Origin of the sequence: Maricaulis sp. (assembly GCF_030149515.1) — a bacterium.
In the GTDB taxonomy this organism is placed as follows: Bacteria; Pseudomonadota; Alphaproteobacteria; order Caulobacterales; family Maricaulaceae; genus Maricaulis.
In genome coordinates, this window is the sequence record NZ_JASBRI010000020.1 from 167630 (window position 1) to 186466 (window position 18837).

The following is an 18837-nucleotide window of genomic DNA, read 5'->3' on the forward strand; positions in this document are numbered from 1 at the left end:
GTGTTCCCCTAGCGTTCGTAGAGTATCTGCCCGGTCCGGGCATCGGCAACCACATCCACCCGGCGGCCGTCGCGCGTCAGGATCTTGATGACATAGCGCGGCGCGGCCCCGCCCTCGAGCTCGGCATCGAGCACGTCGGCACCGGGATAGCGCTGGCGCACGGCACTGATCACCCGCAACGCAGGCACCACATCGCCCTGGCGGCGCGCATCGCGCGCCTCGCCGGCGGTGTACCGGTCGCGGGGATCGCGATTCTGCATCGCGCCATCGCCCGGCTTGCCGAATGACTGCGCCGCGGCGGGAACCGCGAAGGCACAGACGGCTGCAGCAATTATGACCAGATGTCTCAACATGGCACTCACTCTCGCGGACACCCCCTGAACCCGCGCTGAACAGGTTACTACCAAATCGTTCAGGTCACGACCGCATGCCCTTGCGCGGGTCGTAGCCCTTGGGCGGGCTCCAGGTCTCCAGGAAGTCCTGCAGCGCCCTGTCGCTCGCCGGCAGGGTCACCATCAAACGCACGATCTGGTCGCCCCGCTTGCCCTTCGCCCCAGCAAATCCCCGGCCACGCAGGCGCAGCAGCGTGCCCGAGGACGAGCCCGGCGGCACCTGCAGGTCGACCGGACCGTCGATCGTGGGCACGCGCACCTTGGCCCCCAGCGCCGCTTCCTTGACGGAGATGGGCAGTTCCAGGCGTACATTGTCGCCCTCGCGGGAGAAGTATTTGTGCTCGGCGACCTTGATTTCGATATAGGCATCGCCCGCCGGGCCGCCTGTCGCCGAAGGTTCGCCCTGGCCGCGCAGGCGCAACACCTGGCCATCGGCCGCGCCGGGAGGCACGGCCACTTCCAGCTTGCGCCCGCCGGGCAGAACGATGCGGTGTTTTCCGCCCCCGGCGGCCTGCATGAAGTCCACGGTCAGCGAATAGCGTATATCCGCCCCCTTGCGCGGCGGCGGCTGGCGGGACTGCGCGTTGAAATCGGTGAACAGGTCGGAAAAGATGTCGCCGAAATCGTCGAATCCGCCGCCGCGATGACGGCCCTGACGGAAATTGAACGGCTTGCGCCCGCCCGCCGCGCCGGCTCCGCCCATGCCCATTCCGGCAAACCCGGCCCGCGCCGCGGCATCGTATTCGGCACGCTTTTCCGGGTCGGACAACAGTTTGAAAGCCTGGGAGACCTGCTTGAACCGCTCCTCGGCCTGCTTGTCGCCCGGATTGGCGTCGGGATGCAGCTCCTTCGCCAGCTTGCGATAGGCTTTGCGGATTTCCTCCGCGGAAGCGGTCTTGGCAACGCCCAGCGTCTTGTAGGGATCGTCCATGCGATGGGTACCGGTCCGATACGGTCAACTCGCCTTTCATGTAAGCGGGTTCGCCCCGGTTCGCAAAGCCCGGCTCACAGGGCCAGGACATGCCGGGCTTCCCGCCCCGCCCCCACGCGGGCGGAAATCTGGGCGATGGCGGCATCCAGGGTATCGGGCACGTCCCCGAAGATCGCCGTCAGATCGTCCGTAGACAGCGCCAGCGCGCTCTGGGCAGTCTCGGTTTCGTACATCACGGTCTCGCCCGCCATCAGGCGCACGCGATAGCGCTCCTGCGCCTCGCCCAGCGGCACGTCGGGCGCATGCCAGTCATCCCCGCCCACGCGCGTGCAGCGGGTCCAGCCCAGCACAATCCCGTCCGCCTGCGCCTGCACCGTCACATGCACCGGTGCGAGAGGTGTCAGATCGCGCTGGCGGGGCACGGCCACACGCGTACGGGCCCGGGAGTGCGTGGCCGGCAGTCCGGCCGGCACGGCCGTCAGCTCGACATCCTCACCGATCTCGCGGGAGGCCAGCGGATAGGTCTGCGGCGCCCCGTCCAGCCGCACGATCCGCGCACCCGCCGTCACATCTCCGGCCCGGGATCCGAACAGGCCGCGCAGCAGCGTGTGCAGGCGATAGCGGCCCGGCGCGACGAGCTCGGCTTCGGCAAAGGCGAGGATTTCCCAATCGCCGCCCCCCTGTTCCACTGCCAGACGATTGGCCCCGTTGAGCACGGCCATGGGTGTGGCACTGGACAGGGAGCCGCGGTCCAGTTCGATCTCGAGGGTGGCTGCCCGGTCCCAGTATCCGCGCGGGCCCGCTGCCAGGTCCCCGGCGACCACCCCAAACAGGGCCGGACGGCCGATCCGCAACCGCCGCTCGCCGCCGGCATGGATATCCACCCCGCCGGGCCAGGGCTCGGCCGCCGCCGCGATCAGCGGGCCGTCGCGTTCGGCATCGTCGATGACGGGAAGATCCAGCATGGCGAAGACCGGGCGCGAGGGTGCCGCGGGTCCGTCGCCGCCCACGCCTGCAATCCCGCCGCTGACCGCCGCCTCGCGGCGGGCCGGGGGCCGGGCATGGCACGGGCCGGCGGCAGCGCCGGAGCGTGCGCGCAGCGACCAGGTCACACCCTCCACCAGGAGACCGTCACCGGGTTCCGCCGCCAGTGCGGAGGGCGGCAGGCCCGTTTCCAGAACCGGCGCGGTGAGGCCGGCATCGGCCAGTGCGGCCGCGCACCAGCGCCGGGCCAGATCCGGGCCGGCCACGACCGGCGCGCTGAGTGCCAGGGTCGAGACCGTGCCGAAGGTCTCGAGCGCCGCGGCGTGGCCGGGGCGGTAACCGGACGTATCGTCATAAAAGCTCAATCGCACATCCCGCGGCAGCTCGGCCGGGGCCGGATCGCGCCGGCCGGGGGCGGTCTCGCCGGTCAGCGCGGCATCGGGAAGATGAATCACCGCCTCCGGCGAGCCGGCCGAGCGGAACTCGACCCGGTCAGCGCGCGGGAGCACATCCATCCCCAGCACCGCGGCCAGCGGCTCCAGGGCCGCGCGGGCACTCATCGGCCGGTCGACGAGATAGCCCGAAACAAGATCGTCCAGCCCGTCTGTCTCGATCTCCACCAGTCCGCCCTCGCCGGCGAGATCGGCCACGATCTCGGCCACGGGCACCTGTCCGGCCCGGCCATTGAGCCAGTGGCCCAGGCGCCAGTTCGCCCCGTCGGCCCAGACGGTTTCCCGGGCGGGAAAGTCCGGCCAGGGGCGCGCATCCCAGGCCCACACATGGATCGCCGCCGGATCGATCATCGGCCCGCCATAGAGGGGCGAGACCGGGTTGAAGGCAGGCAGGTCCCAATGGGCCAGCAGGGCTTCGAGATAGCGGCGCTGGACCAGGTCGTCGCGCGCACCGTTCGAATACCAGGGCAGATGGCTCTCGGAACTCTTCGGATCGACGAAGACATTCGGCCGGTTGGCGCCCTTGTCGACGGCGGGACATCCCACTTCCGTCAGCCAGATGGGTTTGGACATCGGCACCCATCCTGTCGGCGTCGCGGACCGCACCCCGCCGGGCCGGTCGTGGTGCGCGTTCGACCACCAGTTTTTCAGATCCTTGAAGCGCCAGATCCAGGCTTCGTCATGGGCCCCGTCGGTGATGGGCGTGCGGACCTGGGCGTCGCGATCGGCCTGGCTGGCGTAATACCAGTCATAGCCTTCCCCGCCCGCCACCTGGCCGGCGAAATAGGCCCGGTCGCGCGGGCCCGGCGCCGAGCCCGCATCGAGATGCTCGGTCCCGGAGCGCCAGTCCGACAGCGGCACATACCAGTCGACGGCCACGGCATCGATGGCCGGATGGCTCCACAGCGGGTCGAGATGGAAGAGCTTCGCCCCGCCGCCGGGCTGGTGGCCGGAATATTCGGTCCAGTCCGCCGCATAGGAGAGCGTGGCCGCCGGCCCCAGCAGAGCCCGCGCCTGGACGGCCAGATCGCACAGCGCATCGACGGCAGGATAGGTTCCGCCGGCCCCGCGCACCGTCGTCAGCCCCACCATTTCCGAACCGATCAGAAAACCGTCCACCCCGCCGGCCGCCCGGGCCAGCGCCGCACAGTGCAGGATGAAACGCCTGAGCCCCCATTCGGCGGGACCGGCATAGGTCACGCTGCCGCCGGAGACCGTGAAATCGGAGGCTGCCGCGGTTCCGAAAAAGGCGTCCACCTGCACCTCGGCGCCCGCGCTCTCATCCACCGTGCCCGGCTGTCCGGGGGCGGGATGACAGGTGATACGGCCGCGCCAGGGAAAAACGGCCTGTTCGGAACCGCCATGGGGGTCGGGCAATCCGTTTCCGGCAGGAATATCCATCAGGATGAAAGGATAGAGCGAGACCGAAAAGCCGCGCTCCTTCAGATGCCGGATCGCGGCGATCACCGAGGTATCGTCCGGCGTACCGCCATAGACCGGGCGCCCCTTGTCCTCCGAGACCAGCCAGGCGGCCGTACGGTCCGCACCGGCAACCGACCAGAGGGCCGGGTGGGTCAGCTTGTCCCGCGTCTCCACACCGGGCCGGATTTCACACGTCCCGCACCGCAGATCATTGCCGAACCAGGCCACGACCAGCTGCACCGACCGGCATTCGGGCAGGTCGCGCTCAAGATCGTCGATAGCCGCGACCAGATCGGGCAGGCCGCGGGAATTGTTGACATTCTCGGCGCGGTCCCGGCCGGGACCCAGTTCGCGCATCACCGGTTCGACGGCATAGGCAAACTCGCCGGAACCGGGGATGAGATTGACCCCGTGTACCTGCCGCTCCAGCCCGCCCGATGCGGTGCGGCGGAAGACTTCAAAGGAGAGATTGGGAATGCGGTGACCGAACGCGTCCAGCGGCCAGTCCTCCATCACCGCATAGGCGGTGCCGCGAAAGCCCGGCGCATCGGCGCCCTCGACGGCCTGGATCAGCGCATCGGGCGCCTGGTCCGCCGCCCCGCTGTGCAGCCTGACCGGATAGCGCGACATATCCAGCAGCGCGCCATTGGCCCAGACCCGCCCGATCCCGGAAATCTCGCCCTCGCACAGGCCGACGGCAAAGGAGATGGAATAGCTGTATTCGCTTTGCGACGGTCCACCCTTGCCGCCTCCGGTCTCGCTGCGATGCTCGGCAAAGCGCGACGCCCAGATCACCTGCCCCGCAATGCGGGCCCGCCCCCAGACCCGCGCCATGGGCGCCCCGTCGGTCGAGGTCTGAACGGGCAGTTCGGCCAGGCGCGGACCGTCTCGATCCGGCACCAGAAGCGCATTGACCGCCGCATCGGCCGCCATGTTCGCCAGCGCCGGCGCCAACGATTGCAGCCCGGACAGCGCCGCCTGCCCGGCCGTCATGACGAGTTGGGCCATCGTGCAAAACTCCCTTTCCCATGCTTTTCCCGGAAGCCCGGAACGCGCTATCCGGGATCTCCCGACCCAAGACCCGGGCGAAACGGCCGCGCACGAGATTCCGGCGCCAAACCCGGCCGCGGCCGGGAAAAGACCTGACCGACCAGGTCTTCCCTCTCACCCACATCCCGTTCCGGAAAGGCGAACGCCGCCACTTGCCGCCGCCGCCACCAGCGCGACAGCGCGGTCTCGGCGACAGCGCGACCCCAATAGGCGTGAATGATGCGATCGGGTTTGGAGAGGATGGCGCAATGCTTGGCGGGGCCGTTGAGATCCGGCCGGAACAACAATACATCGCCCGGCCGGGACGCCGTCCGGTCGATCTCGATCAGATGCCGCATGGCCGCGTCGCGCAGCGTCTCCTCGCCCGCCACCTCGGCCCAGTCGGGCGTATAGGGCGGCAGGCGTTCCGGCTCGGCACCGTAGAGCGCGCGCCAGATGCCGCGGACCAGGCCCAGACAGTCGCAACCCGCGCCCCGGCAGCTGGCCTGATGCCGGTAGGGCGTTCCGATCCAGCGCCGCGCCTCGCGGACGATCCGGGCCCGGCTCATCCTGACAGCCCCCGCGATCCGCCATCGCGGACCGGATCGGCGGCCGGCGATGCCTGCAGGACGTCATTGCCGACCATATAGGGAAAGCCGCGGAAATTCAGCGTGTTGGAAAACCGGTCGCGGCAGGTCGCAAAAGCCTTGTCGCAGCCCAGCGCAAAGTCCGGATGATCCGGATCGACCCCGCAACGCCCGTCGCCCAGTTCCGCATCGCAGCGCCGGGCAAAGACACGGCCGGTCACCGTCTCCAGCTTGTGCGCCAGACCCAGGAGTTCGGCTTCGAAACGCCGGTCATGCCGCCGGATCTCGCCCAGCTCGGCCGTGGCCGTCTTCACGCGCTGGTCCGGATCGGACCAGTCGACCCGGAAGGTCTCCACCCGCGCCCCGGCCCACAGCCCCGCCTCGATATCGGCCGCCGTGACGGTGTCTGCATCCAGCGCGCCCGCAACCGCCCCCTGATCCGGCGCAAACCCGCATTCCCGCTCGACATCGGCACCGCCGAACCCGCTGGATGCGGTGTATGTCAGCCCGTCGAATGTCAGGTCGCGATCATGATCGGTAAAGCCGAACACGACACCATCGCGCCGGGTCACACGCCAGCACCAGCACAGCAATGTCACGCCCGAGGCCAGCGATGCCGCCAGACCGGCAGGAAGATTGAGCATGGGGAACGTCCTTTTTGAACGGGGTTCCCCCGGCACAAGGCCGGGGAAAGGATGTTTGCGATCGCCCGTCAGATCACCAGTTCCAACAGCGGCACGCTGGGCACCCCGCCGCTGCCAACGGCCTCCAGCGCGATGTCCAGGCGCTCGGTGTCGAAACGCACCGGGCAGTCGAAGGCGAAGCCGGCGGTGACGGTGGTGCCCGGCGCGGGCGGAGTGTCGAAGGTGACCAGGCCCGTGGCGTGATCCACCGATACCGCCGTTTCCACACCGTCCAGCGCCACGCGCACAGACCCCTCGACCGGTTTGGCGATGGTCCGCGTCCAGCCCTCCCCGCCACTTTCATAGCGCTTGACCAGCTGGAACCCGGTCACCGAACCGTCCCCCGTGCCCAGGACCTGATCCTCGGGCCCGGGCGCGCTGGACGGTGTGCAGGAGCGATTGTCCAGCGGGTCACGGAAGCGGAAACCGGTGAGCGGGCCGCGGCGGGCTTCGAAAAAGGCGATCAGCGTGTGCACATCGTCCAGCGAGCGCACGCCCGGTCCGGCATCCCAGCGCCGGCGGCTGTTCGCCCAGGGCGTATTGCGTTCCTCCCGGCCCGACTGCAGCGGCACGATTTCGGTGCGCCGTTCCGGACCGCCTACGGCGCCCAGCGCAACGGAGAAGGGAAAGCGGATTTCGTGAAACGGGCTCATGACCAGCGGCTCCCTCTCGCGACGGCCCGGGCCAGGGTCCGGGCGATACGGGTTTCGGACTGTTCCACTGCGCGCAGCGGCGTGCCGGGCGGCAGGGTGAGATTGATCGTCACGTTGCGCACCCCGGCCGGCCCCACCTCGCCCGCCGAGGCGGGGGTGAAGATCTCCGGACCGCGCTCGCCGACCAGATAGGCACCGCCGGGTGTGACCGGCCCGCCCTCGGCGCGGGCGCCGAACAGGTCCGGTCCGGACAGGGCCCGGCCGATCACGCCCTCCAGCGGTCCGGCGATGACCTGTTCGGCCGCCAGCCGGGCCAGATCGCGCAGGATGGCCTCCGTCATGCGGGCAAAGTCGGCCTCGCCGGCGCGGGCGGCGCGGCCCAAGGCCCGTTCGATGCTTTCGCCGGTGCGTTCGAAGGCGGCCTCAATGGCCTCGGAGGCGCGCTGTGCGGGCCCGCCGGCCAGCGCGTCCAGCGCAGCGCCGGCACGGGCGGTATCGTCGGTGAAATCGGTCATGATGTGGTGTCCGGAAAGTGTTTCAGGAGCCTGTCGAGATCGCGGCGCGACAGGACGGACGCATCGCCGCCGGCCAGGGCGCGCCACTCCGCCAGACTCAGCCGCCAGAAGGCCTCGGGCGCGATGCCGAGCCGGGCGGCGGCGCGCAGGGCGGCAGGCCAGTTCATGCCTGGCCAGCCTCGAAACAGGCGGCAACGGCGCCGGCCGCCGTATCGAGAGCCAGCGGAGCGGTCTTCAGATCGGCCTCCGTCAGCGCCGAACCTCCGCCCCGGAGCAGCGCCGCCAGGACGCGGATCAGCCGCGTTGCATCCAGCCGCGCCCCGTCGGCGCAGATCGCCTCGATCTCGGCCAGCGCGCCCAGCGTGAGACACAGCGTGTGCGTCTCGCCGCCGATCACCAGCTCCACCTCGCCGCGTGCAGGATTGGCCATCTACAGCGCCTCGAAATCGAGCGCGCCGGCCGAGGCCAGGCTCATCGACCAGGCCGCCTCGCCATCATACCGGCCGGAATAGTCCAGCGCGGCGACCAGGAAGCGCCCGGTCATCGTGCCGAAGCCGGGAATGACCAGCTGCCACACCCGGTCCGCCTGGTCGAAAAAGGCCTGGCGCACCTGGGCGTCGGCGGCGGCATCAACAAAGACGCCCGCACCGGACACGCTGCAGGTCTTCACCCCCGCCCCGGCCAGGAGTTCGCGCCAGCCGTCGGGACTGTCGGCGCTGGTCACATCAATGGTGCGGGCGTTGAGCGATATGGTCTTCATCCGCAGGCCCGCCGCCGCGGTAAAGACCGGCGGATCGCCGCCATCGCCGATCTTCACCAGCATGTCGCGTCCGGATTGTGGGGTCATGATGCTGTTCCTTTCGTTCAAGCATCGGCCCAGTCATCCTTCCCCTGACGGGGAAGGTGGGCCGAGGCAGAGCCTCGGGTCGGAAGGGGTGGGGGCGAGGTCTTGCCAAACCTGGCATCACCGGGATTCACCCCCTCCACCACGCCTGCGGCGCGGTCCCCCTCCCCCATCAAGTGGGAGGATGGGCATTTGGGTCTCATTCGAGTCAGGCTTGATCGAGTACCCGCCCCATCACCGCCTTCAGCCGGACCAGGCCGCGTTTCACGCGCAGGTCGCGTGTGGTGAAGACGTCGCAATAGGCGGGCATCAGCGATATCAGGGTCCAGGGCGCGGGCAGGTCGATATCGGCCTCGAAAAGGGCCGCCCGGATTGCCGCAACAATGGGTGCAGGATCGCCGTTGCGGCACCAGATCTCCAGGGAGAGCCGGTGTTCCGCGATGGACACACCGTCGGCGCCGCGCTCCAGCGTTTCCGCCCGGCCCCAGCTGGCATTGGGATAGGCCGCGCGGGGGTCGCGTGTGTCAGACAGGCGCGGCGGATCGCCCAGCAGGCCGGTCACTCCGGCATCGAGCGCGAGGACGGCTTCGACCGCGGCGCGCAGGTCGGTTTCCGGGCCGCTCACAGCTTCATGCTCCGATAGGGCAAAATGAGGCTGCCAGCGACCGGCGGCAGGGCGGCCTGCGCCCCGTCACCGGCCATCGCCACGACCAGCTGGAGGATGGCTTCGCGCAGCGGCGGCGGCACGTCCTCGCCCTGATCGCCATAGCCGCAGCGGAAGCGGATCTCGATCCCGCCGGCACGGCGCCCCGGCTGTGGCCACACCGTATCCGGCTTCAGCGCGATCCGCCCCGGCTCGGCCAGCGTGTCCACGAAAAACGCCGCCGGATCGAAATCCGACGGCGTGCCGTCCGCATCGTATGTGGTGACCGCCTCCAAAGCGATCAGGGGCGGTTTGAGCAATCGGAATTGCGTACCGAAGGCCAGCATCCGCCCGTCCCCGTCCCAGCGGTCGCGCCGCTCCAGCCAGGTCTGGGCGAGAAGCGCCCGCCCGGTATCCCGCTCGACGCGTTCGCGCGCGGCGGCTATCCAGTGATTGATCGTATCGTCATGCGCATCGCCCGATATCCGCAACCGGGCCTTCGCCTCGGCCAGCGAAACGGGCTCCGCGGATGGCGGAGTGAGGCGTGTGAGGGACATATTTGAGATTCCTGTTGCTGCACGTCCTCAAGGTCACCTTGCCGTATAGGGGATATTGGGAGGTGCAAATTAGGAGGGCCTGCCCATCCTACTGAGGACAGGCGAGGTGGAAAATTTAACACTGACAAGCTTTGGAGGCACAACTTTGGTTGATGGACCGCTTTTAATCGGCCTCAACTAGACGGTCGCGTGATTGCCGCCATGCCGGTGGGTATCTGTCCAGTCGAACCGAACCACTTTTTGCGTCATCGCTTGAGCTCTTACTGGATTCTCGAGCAAGGCAACAAACGTCTTGGCTTTCTCTCGTCCAAACAAAAACGAGCATTCAGCCGATGCCAACCCCGCGTGCAGAAGCGCTACGATGAAGTGCTCTGCTTGTTTCTTCGAGATCGCACTCATGGCAGCCTCAGCGCTCTGCGCTATTTCTGACTGTTGTCGCGCAGGGGCTGGACCATTGGTAAGGATATAAAGCAGAAAGTTCGCGAAATCCTTGTCCATTGTGCCTTCTGCCATCGCGTCAATCATTAGCTTTACGATGTCAGGCACTGGCTGCACGCGTTCATCATAGACCGCGTTAGCGTGCTTGAAGAATTCCTCTGTGTGATAATAGCGACGCTTGAGCGATTCAGCCCATCGCTTCGCGCACGCAGCCACACCCCAGAGGACCAACAGCGCAACTACGCCGAAAACTATGACAATGATGGGTATCATAAGGCCTCCGAGATTGGAGTTGCTAACACCAAATTGTGTCTATGGCGAGACCGTTCAACCCTTACGAGAGCGTAACCGTTCATGTTCTCGTGCATGCAACCGCTTGATTTTGTCTCTTTCCGTTCGCGCACTGATAACAGCAGCCCACCCTTCAAGAATCGTCTTGAACATGCTGCCGATGCCATCAAAAACCTGACGCCCTCGCACCAAAACAACCAACAAAAACAAAGAAATCAGAAAAACAGTTGGCCCAAAACCAACTGCTTGCTCCAATACTTCGTTCCCATCGAAGTTTTCCAACGAATCTCTAGCTCCCCCGCGTTAAGAACGCGTTGATAGAGTTGCAACAATTTGAATGCAAGCCACAGGTTGTCTCGCCTTCTCGCTGTCTGTGGAAGAAGGTTGCAATGGTTTCCGGAAGGCCCACCAAGGCGGCAAAAGGTCGTACGAGCAGACCTGCGGGCACATACGACCTTCAACCACAACAAAACCTATCCAGATTCTGCGATATTGCTTTGAAAGATCAGCTCACCCCGAACTTCAGCAGCTTGATGGCCTCGAAGTCCTGCACCCCGCCGCCGACGCGTTTGGTGGTGTAGAAGAGAACGTAGGGTTTGGCCGAATACGGGTCGCGCAGCACTTCCACGCCCTGGCGGTCGAGGACGAGATAGCCTTTTTCAAAGTCGCCGAAGGCGATGGCGAAGGCGCCGGTGCCGATATCGGGCATGTCCTCGGCCTCGGTGACCGGATAGCCCAGCAGCGTCGACGTTCCGGCCTCGCTCAGCGAGGGCTGCCAGAGATAATTGCCGTCGGCATCCTTGAAGCGGCGTACGGCGGAAACGGTCTGGCGGTTCATCACGAAACGGCCGCGGGCGCGATAGCCGGTCTTGGGTGCATAGATCAGGTCGATCAGCGCGTCGGCCGGATCGGACGCGTCGAACCCGCCATCCGTGCCCGTGGCGACATAGCCCAGCTCGCCCCAGGCCTGATTGCCCTCGGCGGTCTTGGTGTAGTCGAGAAAGCCGCGCGGCTTGCCAATGCCATCGCCGGAAACGAAGGCTGCGCCCTCCTGCACCGCGAACACGTCGCGCACCTCCTCGGCCAGCCATTGCTCGATATCGACCATGGCGTCGTCCAGCAATTGCTGGGTCGCGGCCGGCATGGCGTAGATCTCGGCGGTGGGGAAATCCAGCAGGTCCAGCGTGGGAGTGCCGGTCTCCGGCCGCGCCGCGGTTTCCGCCACCCAGCCCGACACGGCCCCGCCCATCGAGACCGGTTTGCGGAACAGGCTGGCGGAGGTCTGGCGCACCGTGGCGATGGCGCGGATCGGCGACGCCTCGGTGAGCAGGCGGTCGATCTGTGCTTCCGTCTCGGGCGGCACGATATAGCCGCCATCGGCATCCGAACCGGCGCTGGCCGCCTTGGCCTCGTGGAGCCCGGCAGTATCGCCGCGGCGCATATAGGACGTCCAGGCCGCGCATTCCGGACCGGTGCCGCCGCTGGCCAGACCCGGCCTCGCACCTTCGCTGATGAGGCGGTCGAGGGCGGATTTCTGCTGTGTGAGATCGCTGTCGATGCGCTGCAGCTTTTCCTCCAGCAGCACATCGGCCGAGGCCCTGGCGTCGAGCTCGTCGAGGCGAGCGTCATTGGCCTGTTTGAAGGCTTCAAAGGCGGTGAGCACCTCGCCCAGCGCCGCCCGCGTCTCGGCCGAGACCGGGTTCATCTTGGTTTCCTTGGTCATGGAGTTTCCTTGGTTGCGAAGGGAGTTCAGGCCGCCCGCGCGGCCGGCTCGGCGAGCCGCAGGCGGGCCTGCGGCAGCATGGGAAAGGTCACGATGGAGACCTCCCAGAGATCGATGTCGAACAGATCGCGGCCGCGCGGGCGCCGCGCCGCGGCATGACGGGTGCGAAACCCGATGGACAGGCCGGTGACCGCCCCGCGCGCCACCAGCCCCGCCACCGTCCGCCCGCGCGGTCCTTCGGGCAGGATCTCGCCGGCAACGAACAGGCCGCGCGCATCCTCGCGCAGCGTGGTCCACACACCGACCGGTTCGGCCGGATCGTGCTGGAACAGCATCGGCACGGAGGGTTTCAGCCGCAGCGCCCGGGCAAAGGCCCCGCGATGCACGACATCGCCGGACAGGTCCGCCAGGCCGAACAGCGAGGCGTGCCCCTGGATCGGCAGGGGGTGAGGCATGGTGGGATTTCCTTGTGGTTTTTCAGGAAGCGCGGCGCGCGCTTTTCCAATGGGACGCGGGGAGGGAACTACTCGTCCATCCGCCGTTCGATGCGCACCAGGCTTTCCCGGGCCAGGCGCATTTCCGCTTCCAGGCGTGCGAGGCGTTCGGCCAGGGGTTCGGTGCGCAGGTTTTCCCGTTCCAGCTGGTCCAGCCGTTCGGCCACGCGGCCCGACCAGATCAGCGCGCCGCCGCTCTGCAGGCCGATGGCCAGGAGCACGCCCAGCGTGATCTGGCGCTGCAGGGTCCATCCGGTCTTTGTCGTCATGACACGTCCTCCCGCGGCACCGCGCGCTCGTCGGCGGCCACACCCAGCCCGTCGCCGAACCAGGGCTGCAGCCACACTTCCAGCGCCCGCGCCGTCTTGCGCGCCAGCGGCAGGACGGTCTGGCGCCAGAAAGCCTGGTTGGCTTCGCGATAGTTGGAATAGGTATTGTCCCCGGGCAGGCCCAGCAGCAGCGGCGGCACGCCGAAGGCCAGCGCGATCTCGCGTGCGGCCTCGCGCCGGGCCTCGATGAAATCCATCTCCGCGGGGGAGAGCGCCATCGGCTTCCAGTCCAGCCCGCCCTCCAGCAGCAGCGGCCGGCCGGCATTCGCCGCCCCCGTATGCGCACCGGTCAGCTCGGCCTTGAGGCGCTCGAACTGTTCTCCGGTGAGCTGGCCGTCGGCGCCGTTGAAGACCAGGGCTCCGGAGGGCCGCGCAGCATTGTCCACCAGGGACCGTGCCCAGTCCGCCGAGGCGGTGTGCAGATCCAGCGCCCGGCCGGCCGGTTCCAGCGGCGAAAGCCCGTAGTGATCGTCGCCGGGATGGAAAAGCCGCATGTGGAAAACCGGCGTGCGGCCGGTCGCCCGGTCGCGTTCGAACCGGCGCTTGCCGCCCGCCACCGAATATTCCCAGCCCGCCGGCCAGCCGCTGGCATCGGCCAGTACACGCATGCGATCCGGGCGCAGGATGAAAAGCTCGCGCGGGGCGCCGTCCAGGCTGGACACTTCCAGATAGGCATTTCCCGCCAGCTGTAGAAAACCATAGAGCGTTTCCCACAGCTCCGGACCGGACGTATCCGCATTGGGCCGGTTCAAAAGCCGTTGCGCCGCGCGCTCGGACGCCTCGAAAGGCAGCGAGGCCGCCGCCTCGGCGATCAGACGCACGCAGCGATTGGCGATCGCATTGCGCGCATAGCCCGCCTGCATCTGCGCCGGCAGCGCCCGCGGCCGCCAGCCATTGCCGCGCCCGGCGGCCAGCGAGACCAGCCGGCTGGATACAGCCGTCTTCACATCCCGGCGCAGAAGCCCGGAAAGCCAGTTGGACATGGAAGTCCTCCCAATAAAAAAGCGCCTGCCGTTCAGCAAGCGCTTGAAGTTTGAAACGTGCCGGGGCCGGTCCTAGGGACGGGAAACGCCCGAACCGAAGCGTGGCGCCAGATCCAGATTGGTCAGCGCCAGCGTGCCTTTCACCGAAGCCAAGCTTCCCTTCGCCATCAAGGCGAACAGCATTTCCACGAGCAGGACGAACGCAAAAGGCGGGTTGGCGCAGAAAGCCGATACGGCATGACGCTGCATGAAATGCGCGGCTCTTTCCTTCTGCAGGAATTCCTGCAGGAAGCTCCGCGCTTCGGCTTCGCTTCCGTCAAACACATGGCGCGGGAAATTGACGGCCAGCGCTATCGGAACCTGCCAGCAAAAGGCGTCGTCCAGCATGTCGGAGACAAGCTGTTTCTCGCGTTCGCCATAGAGCGGCGACTGAAGGATTTCCTGTCCGGCTTCCGCAAGCTCCATGCGATAGGGCCGGACGAATTTCACCAGCAGCAGCGCCGCCACCGGGTACACCGCCGGAATTGTCAGGGCAATCAGAACAGGTGTCAGCATGCACTCACCTTCACGCCTTGCCGCGCCCTCGCATCGACGGCGATCGATCCCAGAACGAGGAAGAGGAACAGAGGCGGAGCCAGCCACCAGACATTCTTCCGGAAGAACGCCTGCATCTCGTCGCCGAAACCGAACAGTTGCGGCCAGAAATAAAGATCGGCCCCCACGGCGCCCATCCTCATCAATACGCGCCAGACCGCCGCCATATCGTCCCGCTTCCCACAAATCTCTACCACTGCTTGTAACAGATTTGGTGCTCTCTATAACGTAGCAGCAACTTGTCCACCTACAGGACCCGCATCCGCGGCGCTCCCTTCGTGCCCAGGAGGAGCGCACTCACCGCCCAGACCAGGGCGTCGACCCGGTCCGGACTGCCCGCCGGCACGTCCGGGGCACCGAAGGCACACATCTGGTCTTCCAGCGCGGCGAACCGGCCCACATGCTTCACCCGGCCGGCGGCATAGAGTGCCGCGACCGGTTCGGCCCGCGTGTGCTTGCCGCGGCTGGCGCGGACGAGTTTGACCGGCAGGACATTGTCGGCCGCCTTCAACACCGAGCGCACCATTTCCCCGCCCTGATTGGCCTCGGCGATCACCGCATCGGCCTCGTATTCCTGAAACGCCCGGGCCACGCGCGCGGCCCAGCCGGCGGGCATGGCCGGACCGAAGGAGAGATCGGCGAGCACGAAAGCGCGCCGCACCGGCCCCTCGCCCGTCGCTCCCGCCACGACGATCCCGCACTCGTCGGACCGCGGTCCGCCGGCGGCCGGCGGATCGACGGCCACGACGATGCGGTCCAGATCCGGCACCGAGCCGCAGCACGCCTCCTCCACCTGGCCGCGCGTCCACAGCGCACCGGGCGGATCGTCGATCAGCACGCCCTCGATTTCCTGGCGCCCCAGCGCCGATCCGCCATAGGCGGCCTGCATGGCGGCCAGAAAGCCGGGCGCCAAGTTGTCCGCATTCGCCGAGGTCGGCTGATGGGTGACGCTCACCCCCGCCGCCTTGACCAGGGCCTTCAGGGCCGGGATCGGCCGCGGCGTCGTCGTCAGCAACAGGCGCGGATGTGCGCCCAGGCGCAGCCCCATGCGCAGCGTGTCCAGCGTCTTTTGCGGATGTGCCCATGCCGCAAATTCGTCGCCCCAGGCACAGCAGAACTGCGGGCCGCGCAGCCCGTCCGGATCCTCGGCGGAAAAGGCATGGGCCGTCGCACCGCTGTCCCAGACCAGGCGTCTGCGCGAGGCCTCGTATTTCGGCCGCTCGGCGGACGGGCACACCTGCATCAGCCCGGACGGCCCGTCGATCATCACTTCACGCACATCGTTGAAAGTGGGCGCCACCAGGGCGATCCGCCCGGCCCCTGCCTTCACCTGCTGGCGCACCCATTCCGTCCCGGCCCGCGTCTTGCCCGCCCCGCGCCCGCCGAGAAACAGCCAGATCAGCCAGTCGCCGGGCGGGGCCAGCTGGGCATCGGCAGTGTAGAGGTGGAATTCAGCCTTCGCCGCGTACAGCGCGCTCGTGTCGAGCGTGCTCAAGTTCGCGTCTAAATCCAAAACGGTCTGCCTGACTTTCAATCCGCTCGCGGATAAAGGCCCGCAACTCGTCGTCGGAGAGGTCACGTTGCTTGTCCTCCTCGCACGGATCTCCGGCGGGACGGGATGATCGCCCGTTCGTCATCGCGTTCACCTCGCTTTCCATCAATCCGAATGCACGTTCATGGGCACGCGCAGCCTGCGCCTGTCCGGACAGGTAGAGCGCCGTGATCCGGCACTTCAGCCGTTGCCAGCCCTCGCGTGCGATCCGGGCGTATTCCCCGGCGGACGCCGCCTCCAGGCGCCGCCTGGCATGACTGACAGCGCTGGAGGTTTTGCCGGCCCAGACCGCCACATCGCGCATTCGCGCGCCGCGCTCCACAAGAAAGAGCCAGGGATACCAATCCTCCAGCTCCCACCGGCGCTCATTCGTCGTTTCGCTTTTCTCAGCCATGCCGGATCATAGGCCCGGCCTGTCTCCGGTCGGATTGGTTGCGCGGGGTTTTCCGGAAGAGGTTGCGGCGGCTGGAAGAATTATTCTGGCCGGCCGGGATAGCGCGCGCGATATCCCCCAACTTTGCAGAATAACGCTTCCCCGGCCGCAGAGCCGGGGCCTCCCGATCAAAGGGCTCGCACGCACCGGTGGATCGGGAGATCCCGGACAGCGCGTCGCGCTTCCGCAAGAAATCGGGGGCGGGAGAGGCTAGACCTCCTCCAGCACCTTCACCTCGGCCATCGGCCGGGCTGTCACGCAGATACGGGCGCGATCGCCTTCCACCTTGGTGACCAGGAGGCGTTCGACCTGGCTGTCGTCGTGGAAGACGACGCCGGTCAGGGCGTCCAGCACCGCCTTGGCGACATTGTCGACGTCATGGGTGGGGCTGTCGGGCGTGCGCTGGATTTCGATGGTAACCTCGTAGGGTCCCCATTTCGGGCGTGCGCGCTTGAATTCGAGGCGGAAGAATTCCCCGATCAGCGACTTGAAGCGCCGCGTCTGCGTCGTCACCGCGTCGACACGCAAATTGAGTTCGTCGCCAGACATGGATGCCTGAACCTTCCCTCGTCCAACCCAGTTGTGCGCCTGCCCCCGGAGAGCCCTGCCCGCGCGGCGATGCGCATCGTCCGCTTGATCGTTCATGCCCGAGTGATACACGTTCGAATCGATCACCACCATCATTCCCCCGCACCGCGCGGGCTGCAAGGAGCCTCCCCTGATGAGCGAGATGCGCACCGAGACCGACAGCTTCGGCCCCCTGGAAGTTCCGTCCGAAAAACTCTTCGGCGCCCAGACTGCGCGTTCGCTGATCAATTTCCCGATCGGCACTGAAACCATGCCCAAACCGCTGGTCCGCGCCCTGGGTATCGTCAAGCGCTCGGCCGCCCTGGCCAACAAGCGGCAGGGCACGCTGGAGGCCGAACTTGCCGATGCCATCGCCCAGGCGGCGCTGGAAGTGGCCGAGGGCAAGCTGGACGATCATTTCCCCTTGTCCGTCTGGCAAACCGGCTCGGGCACGCAGTCCAACATGAACACGAACGAAGTGGTGGCGAACCGGGCGATCCAGATCCTGGGCGGAGTGGTCGGCTCGAAGGACCCGGTTCATCCCAACGATCACGTCAACCGTTCGCAGTCCTCCAACGACACTTTCCCCACCGCGATGCATATCGCGGCAGCCGAGGAGATCGTTCACCGCCTGCTGCCGGCGCTGCAGACCCTGCACAATGCGCTCAACGACAAGGCGAACCGGTTCAGGGATGTCATCAAGATCGGCCGCACCCATCTGCAGGATGCCACTCCGCTGACCCTGGGCCAGGAATTCTCCGGCTATGCAGCCATGGTCAAGAACGCCATCCGGCGCATCGAGGGCACGCTGCCGGCGCTTCTCGAACTCGCCCAGGGCGGCACCGCCGTGGGCACCGGGCTGAACACCAAGACCGGCTTTGCCGAGGCGTTTGCCGAGGAAGTGGCCGCCTTCACCAGGCTGAAATTCGTCACCGCGCCCAACAAGTTCGAGGCCCTGGCCACCAAGGATGCCCTGGTCGAGGCGCACGGCATGCTCAATTCGGCGGCCGTCTCGCTGTTCAAGATCGCCAACGATATCCGCCTTCTGGGCTCGGGCCCGCGTTCGGGCCTGGGCGAGCTCGCCCTGCCGGAGAACGAGCCGGGCTCGTCGATCATGCCGGGCAAGGTCAATCCGACCCAGTGCGAGGCGATGACCATGGTCTGCGCCCAGGTGATGGGCAATAACACCACGGTGAGCTTTGCCGGCAGCCAGGGCCATTTCGAGCTCAATGTCTTCAAGCCGGTCATCATCTTCAACGTTCTGCAGTCGATCCGCCTTCTGGCCGACGCCGCCAACACCTTCACCGACAAATGCGTGGTCGGCATCAAGGCGCGCGAAGACAATATCACCGCCCTGATGGAGCGCTCGCTCATGCTGGTGACGGCGCTCAATTCGACAATCGGCTATGACAACGCCACCATCGTCGCCAAGACCGCCCACAAGAACGGCACCACGCTGCGCGAGGAAGCGGTGAAGCTGGGCTTCGTGACCGGCGAACAGTTCGACGAGATCGTGCGTCCGGAAAAGATGATCGGTCCGAAAACCTGAACATCGCCAAAATCATCTCATCCGAACCAAGCCTAGATGGCGCAGCCTGACGACGCGCACAATCGAGCGTCTAGTCAGGCTGACGCGCCGCCATGAACTCAACAAGTCCGGCATATCGGGCACGGTTGGGCTCCACGCTTTGCTGACAATATTCCTCGTCAGCATCTATCTCGGCCTGGAACTCGGCGCTGC

24 protein-coding genes are annotated in these 18837 nt (G+C 66.9%); 1 reads left to right on the forward strand and 23 read right to left on the reverse strand.

Features of this window, described 5'->3' with window-relative positions; genetic code table 11:
• Positions 1-8 precede the first annotated feature (8 nt).
• From Q1U94_RS08800 to Q1U94_RS08910, 23 genes are all read right to left on the reverse strand, one after another.
• Positions 9-353 carry a PepSY domain-containing protein gene (locus Q1U94_RS08800; RefSeq protein ID WP_300543476.1) on the reverse strand — a complete coding sequence of 115 codons (345 nt, stop codon included), beginning with the start codon at positions 351-353 and terminating at the stop codon, positions 9-11.
• Between the two features lie 64 nt (positions 354-417).
• Complete coding sequence (locus Q1U94_RS08805; protein WP_300543479.1) at positions 418-1323, reverse strand: DnaJ C-terminal domain-containing protein; 906 nt, start codon at positions 1321-1323, stop codon at positions 418-420.
• Between the two features lie 74 nt (positions 1324-1397).
• Complete coding sequence (locus Q1U94_RS08810; protein WP_300543481.1) at positions 1398-5189, reverse strand: glycoside hydrolase/phage tail family protein; 3792 nt, start codon at positions 5187-5189, stop codon at positions 1398-1400.
• A gap of 47 nt (positions 5190-5236) precedes the next feature.
• Positions 5237-5779 (reverse strand): NlpC/P60 family protein, encoded by a 543-nt coding sequence (locus Q1U94_RS08815; RefSeq protein WP_300543483.1) that lies wholly within the window; start codon positions 5777-5779, stop codon positions 5237-5239.
• The gene (locus Q1U94_RS08820) at positions 5776-6441 is read right to left on the reverse strand and encodes a DUF2163 domain-containing protein (protein WP_300543485.1); all 666 of its coding nucleotides are present in this window, start codon (positions 6439-6441) and stop codon (positions 5776-5778) included. Before Q1U94_RS08820 ends, Q1U94_RS08815 begins: the two co-directional genes overlap by 4 nt.
• Before the next feature lie 68 nt (positions 6442-6509).
• Complete coding sequence (locus Q1U94_RS08825) at positions 6510-7133, reverse strand: DUF2460 domain-containing protein (RefSeq protein ID WP_300543487.1); 624 nt, start codon at positions 7131-7133, stop codon at positions 6510-6512.
• Positions 7130-7648 (reverse strand): phage tail tape measure C-terminal domain-containing protein, encoded by a 519-nt coding sequence (locus tag Q1U94_RS08830; RefSeq protein ID WP_300543489.1) that lies wholly within the window; start codon positions 7646-7648, stop codon positions 7130-7132. Before Q1U94_RS08830 ends, Q1U94_RS08825 begins: the two co-directional genes overlap by 4 nt.
• Positions 7645-7815 carry a phage tail assembly chaperone gene (locus tag Q1U94_RS08835; protein ID WP_300543491.1) on the reverse strand — a complete coding sequence of 57 codons (171 nt, stop codon included), beginning with the start codon at positions 7813-7815 and terminating at the stop codon, positions 7645-7647. Before Q1U94_RS08835 ends, Q1U94_RS08830 begins: the two co-directional genes overlap by 4 nt.
• Positions 7812-8078, reverse strand: coding sequence for a GTA-gp10 family protein (locus Q1U94_RS08840; protein ID WP_300543493.1), 267 nt, complete (start codon positions 8076-8078; stop codon positions 7812-7814). Before Q1U94_RS08840 ends, Q1U94_RS08835 begins: the two co-directional genes overlap by 4 nt.
• Positions 8079-8495, reverse strand: coding sequence for a phage major tail protein, TP901-1 family (locus Q1U94_RS08845; protein ID WP_300543495.1), 417 nt, complete (start codon positions 8493-8495; stop codon positions 8079-8081).
• 205 nt (positions 8496-8700) lie between these two features.
• On the reverse strand, positions 8701-9117 hold the full coding sequence (locus Q1U94_RS08850) for a DUF3168 domain-containing protein (RefSeq protein ID WP_300543497.1): 417 nt from the start codon (positions 9115-9117) through the stop codon (positions 8701-8703).
• Complete coding sequence (locus Q1U94_RS08855; RefSeq protein ID WP_300543499.1) at positions 9114-9692, reverse strand: phage head-tail connector protein; 579 nt, start codon at positions 9690-9692, stop codon at positions 9114-9116. Before Q1U94_RS08855 ends, Q1U94_RS08850 begins: the two co-directional genes overlap by 4 nt.
• A 177-nt stretch (positions 9693-9869) precedes the next feature.
• Complete coding sequence (locus tag Q1U94_RS08860; RefSeq protein WP_300543501.1) at positions 9870-10403, reverse strand: hypothetical protein; 534 nt, start codon at positions 10401-10403, stop codon at positions 9870-9872.
• A 54-nt stretch (positions 10404-10457) separates the two neighbouring features.
• On the reverse strand, positions 10458-10703 hold the full coding sequence (locus tag Q1U94_RS08865) for a hypothetical protein (RefSeq protein WP_300543503.1): 246 nt from the start codon (positions 10701-10703) through the stop codon (positions 10458-10460).
• 223 nt (positions 10704-10926) lie between these two features.
• A complete protein-coding gene (locus tag Q1U94_RS08870) occupies positions 10927-12144 on the reverse strand; it encodes a phage major capsid protein (RefSeq protein ID WP_300543505.1) in 1218 nt (405 codons plus the stop codon).
• A 26-nt stretch (positions 12145-12170) separates the two neighbouring features.
• Entirely contained in the window at positions 12171-12599 is a 429-nt protein-coding gene (locus Q1U94_RS08875; RefSeq protein WP_300543507.1) for an HK97 family phage prohead protease, read from the reverse strand.
• Between the two features lie 68 nt (positions 12600-12667).
• Positions 12668-12907 carry a hypothetical protein gene (locus tag Q1U94_RS08880; protein WP_300543509.1) on the reverse strand — a complete coding sequence of 80 codons (240 nt, stop codon included), beginning with the start codon at positions 12905-12907 and terminating at the stop codon, positions 12668-12670.
• On the reverse strand, positions 12904-13950 hold the full coding sequence (locus tag Q1U94_RS08885; RefSeq protein ID WP_300543511.1) for a phage portal protein: 1047 nt from the start codon (positions 13948-13950) through the stop codon (positions 12904-12906). The genes Q1U94_RS08880 and Q1U94_RS08885 overlap by 4 nt, the downstream gene beginning before the upstream one ends.
• Positions 13951-14022: 72 nt before the next feature.
• Complete coding sequence (locus Q1U94_RS08890; RefSeq protein WP_300543513.1) at positions 14023-14505, reverse strand: hypothetical protein; 483 nt, start codon at positions 14503-14505, stop codon at positions 14023-14025.
• Positions 14499-14672, reverse strand: coding sequence for a hypothetical protein (locus tag Q1U94_RS08895; protein WP_300543515.1), 174 nt, complete (start codon positions 14670-14672; stop codon positions 14499-14501). Before Q1U94_RS08895 ends, Q1U94_RS08890 begins: the two co-directional genes overlap by 7 nt.
• A gap of 119 nt (positions 14673-14791) precedes the next feature.
• The gene (locus Q1U94_RS08900; protein ID WP_300543517.1) at positions 14792-16039 is read right to left on the reverse strand and encodes a terminase family protein; all 1248 of its coding nucleotides are present in this window, start codon (positions 16037-16039) and stop codon (positions 14792-14794) included.
• Complete coding sequence (locus tag Q1U94_RS08905; protein ID WP_300543520.1) at positions 15996-16490, reverse strand: hypothetical protein; 495 nt, start codon at positions 16488-16490, stop codon at positions 15996-15998. The genes Q1U94_RS08900 and Q1U94_RS08905 overlap by 44 nt, the downstream gene beginning before the upstream one ends.
• Before the next feature lie 249 nt (positions 16491-16739).
• Entirely contained in the window at positions 16740-17078 is a 339-nt protein-coding gene (locus Q1U94_RS08910) for a RusA family crossover junction endodeoxyribonuclease (protein WP_300543522.1), read from the reverse strand.
• 172 nt (positions 17079-17250) lie between these two features.
• Here Q1U94_RS08910 and fumC point away from each other — a divergent pair, with 172 nt between their 5' ends.
• The gene (fumC, locus tag Q1U94_RS08915; protein WP_300543524.1) at positions 17251-18645 is read left to right on the forward strand and encodes a class II fumarate hydratase; all 1395 of its coding nucleotides are present in this window, start codon (positions 17251-17253) and stop codon (positions 18643-18645) included.
• The last annotated feature ends 192 nt before the right edge of the window (positions 18646-18837 follow it).